Source organism: Mycobacterium sp., assembly GCF_032159565.1.
Taxonomy (GTDB): domain Bacteria; phylum Actinomycetota; class Actinomycetes; order Mycobacteriales; family Mycobacteriaceae; genus Mycobacterium.
In genome coordinates this window covers 1-11,586 of record NZ_JAVHWR010000053.1, presented here as the reverse complement: position 1 = coordinate 11,586, position 11,586 = coordinate 1, and the positions used below count along the sequence as shown (strand labels likewise).

The 11,586-nt window shown below is 67.7% G+C and carries 13 protein-coding genes; 5 read left to right on the top strand and 8 right to left on the bottom strand.

Features of this window, described 5'->3' with window-relative positions; translation table 11 throughout:
- The 4 genes from QOC76_RS06910 to QOC76_RS06895 all read right to left on the bottom strand — a co-directional run.
- Positions 1 to 961: glycine betaine ABC transporter substrate-binding protein (locus QOC76_RS06910; protein WP_526355549.1), on the bottom strand; the 961-nt coding region annotated here is incomplete at its 3' end.
- A complete protein-coding gene (locus tag QOC76_RS06905; RefSeq protein WP_526355547.1) occupies positions 961 to 1,728 on the bottom strand; it encodes an ABC transporter permease in 768 nt (255 codons plus the stop codon). The genes QOC76_RS06910 and QOC76_RS06905, both read right to left, overlap by 1 nt.
- Positions 1,725 to 2,879 (bottom strand): ATP-binding cassette domain-containing protein, encoded by a 1,155-nt coding sequence (locus tag QOC76_RS06900; protein ID WP_526355545.1) that lies wholly within the window; start codon positions 2,877 to 2,879, stop codon positions 1,725 to 1,727. The genes QOC76_RS06905 and QOC76_RS06900 overlap by 4 nt, the downstream gene beginning before the upstream one ends.
- Complete coding sequence (locus QOC76_RS06895) at positions 2,876 to 3,523, bottom strand: ABC transporter permease (protein ID WP_526355543.1); 648 nt, start codon at positions 3,521 to 3,523, stop codon at positions 2,876 to 2,878. Before QOC76_RS06895 ends, QOC76_RS06900 begins: the two co-directional genes overlap by 4 nt.
- A gap of 191 nt (positions 3,524 to 3,714) precedes the next feature.
- Between QOC76_RS06895 and QOC76_RS06890 the strand changes: the two genes are divergently transcribed.
- Positions 3,715 to 4,626, top strand: a complete 912-nt coding sequence (locus tag QOC76_RS06890; RefSeq protein WP_526355541.1) for a TauD/TfdA dioxygenase family protein — start codon at positions 3,715 to 3,717, stop codon at positions 4,624 to 4,626.
- A 160-nt stretch (positions 4,627 to 4,786) separates the two neighbouring features.
- On the opposite strand, the gene QOC76_RS06885 is transcribed toward QOC76_RS06890, so the two are convergent.
- Positions 4,787 to 5,101 carry a hypothetical protein gene (locus QOC76_RS06885; RefSeq protein WP_526355539.1) on the bottom strand — a complete coding sequence of 105 codons (315 nt, stop codon included), beginning with the start codon at positions 5,099 to 5,101 and terminating at the stop codon, positions 4,787 to 4,789.
- A 146-nt stretch (positions 5,102 to 5,247) separates the two neighbouring features.
- Between QOC76_RS06885 and cobG the strand changes: the two genes are divergently transcribed.
- Genes cobG through QOC76_RS06865 form a run of 4 tightly spaced genes read left to right on the top strand, consistent with a single transcriptional unit; the run spans position 5,248 to position 9,539 of the window.
- Complete coding sequence (gene cobG, locus QOC76_RS06880; protein ID WP_526355537.1) at positions 5,248 to 6,363, top strand: precorrin-3B synthase; 1,116 nt, start codon at positions 5,248 to 5,250, stop codon at positions 6,361 to 6,363.
- Between the two features lie 9 nt (positions 6,364 to 6,372).
- On the top strand, positions 6,373 to 6,999 hold the full coding sequence (locus QOC76_RS06875) for a precorrin-8X methylmutase (RefSeq protein ID WP_526355535.1): 627 nt from the start codon (positions 6,373 to 6,375) through the stop codon (positions 6,997 to 6,999).
- Complete coding sequence (locus QOC76_RS06870; RefSeq protein ID WP_526355533.1) at positions 6,996 to 8,459, top strand: precorrin-2 C(20)-methyltransferase; 1,464 nt, start codon at positions 6,996 to 6,998, stop codon at positions 8,457 to 8,459. The genes QOC76_RS06875 and QOC76_RS06870 overlap by 4 nt, the downstream gene beginning before the upstream one ends.
- Before the next feature lie 15 nt (positions 8,460 to 8,474).
- Entirely contained in the window at positions 8,475 to 9,539 is a 1,065-nt protein-coding gene (locus tag QOC76_RS06865) for a phosphotransferase family protein (protein ID WP_526355531.1), read from the top strand.
- A gap of 35 nt (positions 9,540 to 9,574) precedes the next feature.
- Here QOC76_RS06865 and QOC76_RS06860 read toward each other — a convergent pair whose 3' ends face one another.
- The 3 genes from QOC76_RS06860 to cbiT form a co-directional block, all read right to left on the bottom strand.
- A complete protein-coding gene (locus QOC76_RS06860) occupies positions 9,575 to 10,300 on the bottom strand; it encodes a cobalt-precorrin-6A reductase (protein WP_526355529.1) in 726 nt (241 codons plus the stop codon).
- Positions 10,300 to 11,055 (bottom strand): precorrin-4 C(11)-methyltransferase, encoded by a 756-nt coding sequence (cobM, locus tag QOC76_RS06855; RefSeq protein WP_526355527.1) that lies wholly within the window; start codon positions 11,053 to 11,055, stop codon positions 10,300 to 10,302. The genes QOC76_RS06860 and cobM overlap by 1 nt, the downstream gene beginning before the upstream one ends.
- The coding region (cbiT, locus tag QOC76_RS06850) for a precorrin-6Y C5,15-methyltransferase (decarboxylating) subunit CbiT (protein ID WP_526355525.1) at positions 11,052 to 11,586 on the bottom strand (535 nt) is incomplete at its 5' end. The genes cbiT and cobM, both read right to left, overlap by 4 nt.

Below are 11,586 nucleotides of genomic sequence, written 5' to 3'. Positions count from 1 at the left end.
AGACCATCCAGTCGCGCGCCACCACGGCAGGGTCACGGCCCTCGACGTCGACCTGTTTGTTCATTTCGATGATCGCGTCGTTGGTCAGGGCGGCCGTTACCGGCGCCGTCACATCCGCGATCTCGTGGTGCGCGTCGAAGAATGCGCTCTTCATCGTCACCGACGGGTTGTAGTGGGCGAAGAACTGCTTATCGTCGGTGAGCGTCACGAGATCCAGCGCGGCGATGCGGCCGTCGGTGGTGAAGACCTCGCCGAAGTCACACTGGGTGGCGTCGGCCGTCGCCTGGTAGATGATCCCGACCTGCAGCACTGGCGTCTGCGCCCTCGCCGGGTCGAAGCCGTAGGCCGCCGCCATTCCTGGATAGCCGTCCTGCCGCGCCCGGAATTCGGTGTCCACACACGTCTTCGCGGCCGCGGGATTCTTCTTCACCAGATCGGCGTACTGCGACAGGGTCCGAACGCCGGTGCGTTCCACCACTGCCTTGCTCGCGGCAAGTGCATACGTGTCGTCCATCGGGCCCGGCGGCAGCCACACCATGTCGTTGCGCTTGAGGTCTTCCGCCCGGACCGCCTCGTATTGCTCGCGGCTGTCGGGTATCGGCTTCTCGTGGCCGAGGTAGTTGATCCAGGCGTTGCCGGTGAATTCGTAGGCGACGTCGACCTGCCCTCGCAGTTGCGCTTCCCTCGTGCTTCGCGATCCCACGATGCCGGTCAGATCGCGCACCTCGGCGCCCGCTGCGGCCAAGCTGTACTCGAGGATGTAGCCCATGATCACCTGCTCGGTGTACTCCTTGGACCCCACCGTGATCTTGACGCCGGCCAGCGCAGGATTCGGCTTGATCGAACCGGGAGCGACCATGAACGGCACGGCCCCGCCCGAACCGAGCCCGCACGCCGTCACCACCGCCGCACACAGCGCCGTGACAAGCGATGTCCACATCCCGCGCTTCAACGCGCCCATCAGCGAAGTCCCTTGGGATTGAGGAAGAACTCGGCCAGTCCGCCCAGCCAGTCGACCAGCAGCGCCAAGCAGACGGCGAGCACACTGCCCAGGATCAGCGTGACGTTGTCCTGCAGTTTGTAGCCGGTGTCGATGAGAATTCCGAGACCGCCCGCGTTGACGAGGAACGACAGCGTCGCGGTGCCGACGGCGATCACGAGCGAGGTCCGCAGCCCGCCCAGGATGTACGGAATCGCCAGTGGCAGCTCAACTCTGAGCAACATTGTGCTCTTGGCCATCCCCTGACCACGGCCTGCGTCGATCAGCGCTCGGTTCACCTGGTCGATGCCGAGGATGGTGCTGGCCAGGACGGGCAGCAGCGAGTACAGCGCGATCGGCAACACCCCGATCCAGAACCCCGTCCTGGACGTCCACAGAAACAGCAGCACCAGCAGACCGATGGCAGGCGCGGCCTGGCCGATGTTCGCCACGCCGACGAACAAGGGCCGCAGCAGCTTTGCACCGGGCCGCGTCACCAGGATTCCTAGGGGAACACCGATCGCCAGCACGATCGCGGTGACGGCGAAGGTGATGAGCAGATGCTGCCAGATCAACGTCGAGACGTTGCCGACGTTGATGTTCTCCTTCTGTGTCGCCGTCAGATCCCGGTCGAAGGCCCAAAAGATCACCGCCGCCCCGACGATCAGGACACCCACCGGCTGAATGAACAGCCGAATACGCTCAGCCGGGGTCGTTTTCGGCGCGGTCGTGTCGACGGCGTTCGTCACTCGTCGTCCTCGCCGGCCGATTGGGCGTCGGAACGCAGCCGGGTGATCGTGTTGATCAAGGTGTCCAGCGTCACCACACCCGCGTACCTGCTGCCCGGGCCGGTGACGACTGCCGACGCGTGCTGTTCGGCGAGAATCGCCTCCAACGCGTCTTCGAGCGTCGACTGGGTGCTGACCACGTCAAGCGATTCGCTCGCGTCGGCAAGGGACGCGGCATGGCGGAGCCGGCTCTCGCGCACCCAGCTCACCGGGCGGTCGCGATCGTCGAGCACGACGACCCAGTCGAATTCGCTGTCGGCCAAAGTGTTCTGCACCGTTTCGACGCTGTCGCCGCGATGGACGGCGGGATGCTGCCGCAGTTCGACATCTTTGACCCGCACCAGGCTGAGCTGCCGCAGCGACGCACCGGAACCGACGAAGCCGGCGACCGTCTCGTCGGCCGGGCCGGCCAGGATCGCCTGCGGCGTGTCGTACTGCAACACCTTCGACTGCTGGCCGAGGACCGCGATACGGTCGCCCAGTTTGATCGCCTCGCCGAAGTCGTGCGTGACGAACACGATGGTCTTGTGCAGCTCTGACTGCAGCCGCAACAGTTCGTCCTGAAGGGTGCTGCGCGTGATCGGGTCGACGGCGCCGAACGGCTCGTCCATCAGCAACACCGGCGGATCGGCCGCCAGAGCGCGCGCTACCCCGACCCGCTGCTGCTGGCCGCCCGACAGCTGACGCGGATACCGGTCGGCGTACTGGCCGGGCTCGAGGCCGACGAGGTCGAGAAGCTCGTCGACGCGGTCGGCGATCCGCTTGCGGTCCCACCGCAACAGGCCGGGAACCAGGCCGACGTTCTGCCGAATAGTCATGTGCGGGAACAAACCGGCCTGCTGAATCGCGTAGCCGATCGAACGTCGCAACTCCGTCGGCTTGATCGACAGCGCGTCCTTCTCACCGATCAGGATGCGGCCCGACGTCGGCTCGCTGAGCCGGTTGATCATCCGCATCATCGTGGTCTTCCCACACCCCGACGGCCCGACGAAGATCACGATCTCGCCTGCCGCGATGTCGAGCGAGGTGTCGTCAACGGCGGGCTCCGAGGACCCCGGGTACACCTTCGACACGTGGTCCAGCAGGATCCGCGCCCCGGATTGTTCTGTCATTGAAGGCCTTTCGATGTCGTCAGCCGTCCGATCAGAACCAACATCGCATCCAGCAGAAGTGCCAGGACGACGATTAGCAGGGTCCCGGACAGTGCCATCGGGATCGCGGTGGGGCTACCGACCCTGGCCAGCCCGGCGAAGATGAGGTTGCCCAGTCCGGGGCCCTTGACGTAGGCCGCGATCGCCAGCACACCCATCGACATCTGCGTGGCGATCCGCATCGCGGACAGGATGGACGGCCACACCAAACGCAGCTCGACTCGGCCAAGCCTCGACAGCCGGCTCATGCCGATGCCGCGGGCCGCGTCGATGAGCGCCGGGTCGACGGCGTTGAGGCCGACGATCGTGTTGCGGATGATCGGCAGCAGCGAGTACAGCACCAGCGCGGCGACGCTGGCCGCAACGCCGAGGCCGAAGACGGGAATGAGCAGGCCGAGCAGTGCGAACGCAGGCACTGTGAGGATTACGCTCGACGTCGTGGTGGCGAGGTTGGCCGCCAGCGGGTTGCGGTAGGTCAGCACACCGATCGCCACGCCGATGAGGGTGGCGATCACCACGCTCTGCACGACGGCGCTGACGTGCTGGTAGGAGTCGAACATCAGCTGCGAATGATGCGCAATGAGGTAGTCCCACAAAGCGCCCACATTCAAACTCCCCGCTACGCAGCAACCTGTACGCGCCATTGCGCCCACTGGCCGATACCCGATCCTGGCAAATGCCAAACCAAGATCAAAAGATCTCGCTCAGTTGCGTTCTCGCTGAGTTGAAATCTTGGCGGCGAGCCGACGGGCCGCCATTCTGCTACGGGGTGTTCTGCGTCTGTGGAGGTGAACTCGTGCCCTCATCCGTGCGTGTCGTCAAGCTCGGGGCTCATATCGGTGCCCGCGTCGACGGCATTCGCCTTGCCGATGGTGTCGACGCGACCGCCGCCGCTCGGATCAACGCGGCGCTGCTCGAGCACAAGGTGATCTTGTTCCGGGACCAGCATGACCTGAGCGACGAGGGCCAGTTGGCGTTCGCGCGCGCGCTGGGAACGCCGACCACCGCCCACCCGACGGTGACGTCGCGCGGAACCCGCTTGCTGCCCATCGACTCGCGCTACGACAAGGCCAACAGCTGGCACACCGACGTGACGTTCGTCGACCGGATCCCCAAGGCGTCGCTGTTGCGCGCGGTCACCCTGCCGAGCTACGGCGGCACGACAACGTGGGCTTCGACCGAGGCGGCCTACGACCAGTTGCCGGAACCGCTGCGTGTGCTGGCCGAGAACCTCTGGGCCGTGCACACCAACCAGTACGACTACGCGTCACCGCGCGAAAGCGTCTCCGCGCAGGAACGCCAGTACCGCGAAGAGTTCGTCTCCGACTACTACGAGACCGAGCACCCCGTGGTCCGCATCCACCCCGAAACGGGCAGGCGCGTACTGCTGCTCGGCCACTTCGTCAAACGGTTCGTCGGGCTGGGCTCAGCCGAGTCCGCTGCGCTGTTCCATCTGCTGCAGGCTCGAGTCACCAAGCTGGAGAACACGATTCGATGGGACTGGCAGCCCGGCGATCTGGCGATCTGGGACAACCGCGCGACACAGCACTACGCCGTTGCCGATTACGACGACCAGTTCCGCATGCTGCACAGGGTCACGTTGGCCGGCGACATCCCGGTGGGCGTCGACGGGCAGAGCAGCCGCGTGGTCGCCGGTGACGCCTCGCAGTACTCGGACGTGGTGAGCCCGGTACCGCTGGCCAGCTGACCGGTCAGCGGTCGGACATCCCCCACCGTGCGGCCCACGACTGCGAATAGCCGGAACCGGCAAGCACGCCGAGCAGAACCATCAGCGCTGTGAACGCGAGCAGAGCGAACATCGAACGTTCCTTCCTAAAGGGTGTGCCGATGACCGGACTGAGAAGCTTCTACAGCCTGTCCATCGCCCGCGACATCGCGGAGTTCTCCAGATAGGTGAACCGCTGGGCGTGGTGCCTCGGTGCACGCAGCCTCTCGGGCCGGGCGAACATCGTGCGCACCGCCGAGGAGAACTCGTGTGCGATGTTGCGGTGGCGCGCAGGTGTGGGCGCCAGTGCCGCCGCAGAACTCAGCAGCACCTGCTGTTCGGTGATCAACGCCGCGGTATCGGTCTGCTGCGATACCGAAGGCGCCGGTGTTCCCTGAATCTTCTGTGTCAGGTTCGTTGTGCGCGCTGTGCCAGCCTCGGTGTCCAACGTGGTCATTTCCAACAACTCCAAACCGCCCCAATGTCCCGTGCTCTACTGTCGCGGGCTCCTCATGTTCAGAAAGCTAAATTCCGCGGCTTATTGACGCACGCGTAGTGCACTACTCCAGTCGCCCAGCTGGGCTTCCGGGTACCGTGAGGGTGGTGGCCCGAGCTCGTGACCAGGACGCTTGCCCAGGCGCATTACAGATGCACCGGGCCGCCGACGGCGCGCTGGCGCGGGTCCGGCTGCCGGGAGGAATGATCGCCCCGCGTCAGCTCGAGGCGCTGGCGCACGCGGCTACCCGATTCGGCTCCCCCGCGATGGAGCTGACCTCACGGGGCAACATCCAGATCCGCGCCGTCCAGGACACAGAGGCTCTGGCCGATGCCGTTGCCGCCGCCGGATTGCTGCCGTCGGCCACGCACGAGCGGGTGCGCAACATCGTCGCCTCGCCGCTGTCGGGCCGGCTCGGCGGAGACGCCGACGTGCGGGAATGGCTGCACCGGCTGGACGCCGCGATCTGTGCCGAGCCGGCACTCGCCGCCCTGCCCGGCCGGTTCTGGTTCGGCATCGACGACGGCCGCGGCGACGTTTCCGGGCTGGCCGCCGACGCCGGCGCCCATGTATGCGGCGATTCGGTCGCCGTACTTTTGGCCGGCCGCGATACCGGCGTGCGAATCCCACCCCCCGACGTTGTGCCGACTCTTGTATCCGTCGCGCGGCGCTTCCTCAAATTCCGCGAAGACGCCTGGCGGGTTGCGGAACTCGCGGATCCTGCAGCGCTGATCGAGGGCTTACCCCGTTTCGCTGAGCCAGGGGCGACCTGGCCGCCCGTCAGCCGTCCGCCGGTCGGCTGGATCAGCCAGGACGACGGCCGGATCGCGCTGGGCGCCGTTGCGCCGCTCGGCGTGCTGACGGCTCGGGTCGCCGAGTACCTGGCGGCCATCGACGCTCCGATGGTCATCACGCCGTGGCGCTCGGTGCTCGTCTGCGACCTCGTCGACGGGGTCGCGGACGCCGCCCTGCGGGTGCTCGCGCCGATGGGTCTGGTGTTCGACGACAACTCACCCTGGCTCGACGTGAGTGCCTGCACTGGCAGCCCCGGCTGCGAACACTCCGCGGCCGACGTGCGGGCGGACGCGGCCCGCGTGGTCGGCGATTCCAGCACGGCGCACCGGCACTTCGTCGGGTGCGAACGGGCCTGCGGCAGCCCACCATCCGGCGAGGTGCTGATCGCGACCGGAGACGGATACGTGCTGCGCACAGCCTCCCCGTAGGGTGAGCGGGTGCTCGACTACATCCGCGACGCGGCGGAGATCTACCGGCAGTCGTTCGCGACGATCCGTGCCGAAGCCGATCTCTCGCGGTTCCCGGACGACGTCGCCCGGGTGGTCGTGCGCTTGATCCACACGTGCGGCCAGCTCGACGTCGCCGAGCACGTCGCCCACAGCGAGGACGTCGTCGCCAAGACGCACGCCGCGCTCGCCGCAGGGGCACCCGTGCTCTGCGACTCGTCGATGGTGGCGGCGGGAATCACACGGTCCCGGCTGCCTGCCGGCAACGAGGTGGTGTCGCTGGTGGCCGATGGCAGGGCCGCCGACCTTGCGGCCCGGCTCGGCACCACCCGCTCGGCCGCCGCGGTGGAGCTGTGGGCCGATCGGATCGGCGGCGCGGTGCTTGCGATCGGCAATGCGCCGACCGCGCTGTTCCGGCTGCTGGAAATCGTGGACGACGGCGCGCCAACCCCGGCGGCCGTGCTCGGAGGCCCCGTCGGGTTCGTCGGCTCGGCCCAGTCCAAGCAGGAGCTCATCGACCGGCCCCGCGGCATGTCCTATCTCGTAGTCACCGGACGCCGCGGCGGAAGCGCGATGGCCGCCGCCGCCGTCAACGCCATCGCGAGTAGCACCGAATGACCGACCGAGGAACGCTGTGGGGCGTCGGCCTTGGCCCTGGCGACCCCGAGCTGGTGACGGTCAAGGCTGCCCGGGTCATCGCGCAGTCCGACGTCGTCGCCTATCACAGCGCGAGGCATGGGCGCAGCATCGCCCGCGGCATCGCGCAACCGTATCTGCGGCCGGGCCAGATCGAGGAACACCTGGTGTATCCGGTGACCACCGAGACGACCGACCATCCCGGCGGTTACGCCGGCGCGATGGAGGACTTCTACCGCGAGGCCGCCGGGCGGATCGCCGTGCATCTGGACGCAGGCCGCGACGTCGCACTGCTCGCCGAGGGCGATCCGCTCTTCTACAGCTCCTACATGCACATGCACACCCGGCTGACTGAGCGCTTCGACGCGGTGATCGTGCCGGGAGTGACGTCGGTCAGCGCGGCATCCGCCGCAACGGGCACACCCCTGGTGCAGGGCGACGAGGTGTTGACGATCATTCCCGGCACCCTGCCCGTCGAGGAGCTCAAGCGCAGGCTCGCCGATACCGACGCCGCCGTCGTGCTGAAACTCGGGCGCTCGTATCCCGCTGTCCGGGAGGCGCTTTCGTCGGTGGGCCGGCTCGACGACGCCTACTACGTGGAACGCGCCAGCACACCCGCGCAACGTGTGCTGCCCGCGGCCGACGTCGACGACGACAAGGTGCCGTACTTCTCGCTGGCCATGCTGCCTGGCGCCGCCGCAAGGCGAGCGCCTGCCGGCAGGGTTGCCGTGGTCGGCCTCGGCCCCGGTGACACCGAATGGATGACACCGCAGAGCCGCCGCGAGCTCGCCGCCGCCACCGACCTCATCGGTTACGGCCCGTACCTCTCGCGCGTCCGGCCACGTGACGGACAGCGCCTGCATCCAAGCGACAACACCGACGAACCGGCGCGCGCGCGACGGGCGTGCGCGCTCGCCGAGGAGGGAAACGCCGTCGCCGTCGTCTCCTCGGGCGATCCCGGTGTCTTCGCGATGGCCACGGCCGTCCTCGAGGAAGCCAAACAATGGCCGGGCGTCGAAGTCCGGGTGATTCCCGCGATGACCGCGGCGCAGGCGGTCGCGAGCCGGGTTGGCGCACCGCTGGGCCACGACTACGCGGTGATCTCGCTGTCCGACCGGCTCAAGCCGTGGGATGTCATCGCTGCACGGCTGACCGCCGCGGCGAAGGCCGATTTGGTGCTGGCCATCTACAACCCCGCCTCGAGGACCCGCACCTGGCAGGTCGAAGCGATGCGCGATCTGCTGTTGGAGCACCGTGACCCCGGCACCCCGGTGGTGATCGGCCGGGATGTGTCCGGTCCGCGCGAGAAGGTGAAGGTGGTGCGGCTCGCCGACCTCGACCCCGCCGACGTCGACATGCGGTGCCTGCTGATCGTCGGATCGTCGCAGACCCAGTGGTACGACGATCGGGTGTTCACACCGCGCCGTTACCCGTCGCTCTGATACTGTCCGGCAGCCATGACCATTCCACGCGGGCCTCGAGATGTAACGCCGGCATGGCTCGGCTCCGTCCTGGGAGCCAACGTGGTCGACGTCGACGTCGCGCCGATCGGCACCGGCCAGACCGGCGCCACCTACCGGGTGGCCGCGAGATATGCGGGCGGCACCGAGCTGCCCGCCACATTCGCGGTCAAGCTGTCCGCCCAGGACGACGCGGTGCGTGAGCGGGTCGCGCTCGGCTACCGGTCCGAGGTCGAGTACTACGCGCGGGTCGCCGATCGCATGAGCATCCCCGTCCCGCAGTCCTTCTACTCCGAGATCTCCGACGACGGCGCCGACTTCGTCCTCGTCCTCGCCGATATGGCGCCAGCGGTGCAGGGCGATCAGATCGCGGGGTGCAGCGCCGAGGAGGCGGTCCTTGCGGTCGAGGCGCTCGCCGGACTGCACGGCCCAAGCTGGTGTGATCCCGAGTGGATGGCCTTGTCCGGCATCGCGATGCCCAAACCCGGCGACGACGCCGCGGCCGGCGGCCTCGGCGAGATCTCGGTGATGGCCGGCGGAATTCTTGTGGACAAGCTCGGCGGCGACATCAGCGATGAGGACAAGGAAACCCTCACCACCGCAATGTCATTGGTCACACCTTGGCTGAAAGCCGAGCCGGACCGATACGCCCTCATGCACGGCGACTACCGGCTGGACAACATGCTGTTCGACCCGGGTCGCACTCGCATAACGGTGGTCGACTGGCAGACGGTCGGAATCGGTCTGCCCGGCAGAGACCTCGCGTACTTCACTGCGACGAGCCTCGATCCCGATGACCGCTCGGAGATCGAGAAAGACCTCGTCGCCCAGTACCATCGCGCGCTACTCGGCTACGGCATAACCGATTACGACTTCGATACCTGCTGGCGCGACTACCGGCTCGGCGTGGTGCAGGCGCCCCTTCTCACGGGTTTGGGCTTCGCGTTCGCCGCATCCACCGAGCGCGGTGACGAGATGATGCTGACCATGCTGCACCGCGGTTGCCGCACCATCCGCGAGCTGGAAACGCTGGAGTTGATTCGGTCCTACGAATCGGTGTGAACCGGGTTTGTGCGACGCGCTGACGACCGCGGCAGTCAGCCGAGCGAGCCGACCCAGGCCACCGCGTCGTCGACCGTCGAGACCGTGGTGACTCCGTCGGGCAGCATCGGACGGTTCACCATCACGACCGGAACGTCGAGTGCGGCAGCGGCGTCCAGCTTCGGCCTGGTCATGTCCCCGCCGCTGTTCTTCGTCACCAGGCACTCGATGCGGTGCTCGGTGAGAAGGGCAAACTCGTCGTCGTAGCGGTACGGCCCGCGCGAGAGGACCAGTTCACGGCTCGGCGGCAAGGTCCGCGGATCCGGCGCGGTGACGGCGCGGATCAGAAACCACGCGTCGACGTCCCTGAACACCGCGACACCCGACCTGCCCGTGGTCAGAAACACCCGCTTGAACCCGTTGTCCTGCACGGCCTTGGCGGCGGCGACGTCGCCGTCGACCAGGATCGCGCCGCCGGGCGGCCACGCCGGTCGCGAGAGGACGACATGCGGGATCCCCAGTTCGCTGCACACCTCGGCGGCGTGGGCCGTGATCGTCGCGGCATAGGGATGGGTGGCGTCCACGACCGCGCTGACATCCGAGTCATCGAGCCACCGCCGCAACCCGTCGACACCGCCGAAGCCGCCGATGCGAACCTCGCCGGGCGGGAGCGCGGGATCGGGTACGCGGCCGGCCAGCGAGCTGATCACGTCGATGCGGGGAGTTAACCGCGCTGCCAGCGTTCGGGCCTCCGAGGTACCTCCGAGGAGCAGCACACGCATCAATGCCGGTCCCCTCGTTTCCTGTCGGTCGAGTACAGATAGCTGTCCGCGAAAGACTCCGCGGTCAGCACATCGCCGACGACGATCACCGCGGTCCTGGTGATGTTCGCGGCGTGCATCTCGTCGGCGAGCTCGGCGAGCGTGCACCGCAGCACCGCCTGTTGCGGCCAGCTGGCGAAGGCCACGACCGCACAAGGCGTTTCGGGGCGGTAGCCGCCGGCCACCAATCGGGGAACGATCGCATCGACCTGAGCGGCGGCGAGATGCAACACCAGGGTCGCACCCGGCGCCGACAGCTTCTCGAGGTCCTCCCCCGGCGGCATCGGCGTCGACAGCGTCGCGACGCGTGTCAACGTCACGGTCTGCGCGACACCCGGCACAGTCAGCTCACGTCCGAGCGCGGCCGCCGCCGCCGCGAAAGCCGGGACGCCCGGGACGATCTCGTAGTTCACGCCCAGCTCCGCGAGACGCCTGCACTGTTCGGCCAGTGCGCTGTAGAGCGACGGGTCACCGGAATGCAAGCGCGCCACATCCAATCCGGACGCATGTGCGTCGGCGATCTCACCGATTATCTCGTCGAGTGTCAGCGGCCCGGTGTCGACCACCCGAGCGTCGGGCGGGCACAGCCCAAGCAGGTCGTCGGGCATGATCGAGCCCGCATACAGGCACACCGGGCAACTGCTCAACAAGCGCTGGCCGCGCACGGTGATCAGATCGGCAGCGCCCGGCCCGGCGCCGATGAAATAGACCGTCATCCCTTGGTGACCACCCACTGTGTGACGGGCATCGCCGGGCGCCAGCCCGTGAACTTGCCCAGTGGCTCCCCGCGATAGTGCGCAAAACGGCGCAGCTCACCACCGAGGCGGGTATAGCACTGCGTGACAACGGCTTCCGATTCAGCCGTCACGGCATTCGTCACGAGCCTGCCTCCGCCGGGTAGCCGTTCATAGCAAGCGTCGAGCAGCCCGGGCTGCGTCAAACCGCCGCCGACGAAGATCGCCGACGGCGGCGGCACGAAGTCGAAGGCTTCCGGGGCGTCGAAATGCACCTCTACCCTGACGCCGAACGCCACCGCATTGTCGGTGATCCGTTTGCGGCGCCGTTCATCGCGTTCGAAGGCCACTGCGCGGCAACCCGGACCGCTGCGGCACCACTCGATCGCGACGCTTCCCGAGCCTGCGCCGACATCCCACAGCAGTTCGCCCGGCCGGGGCGCGAGTGCGGCCAGTGTCACCGCGCGCATCGACTGCTTGGTGATCTGGCCGTCGTGGGCGAACGAGTCGTCG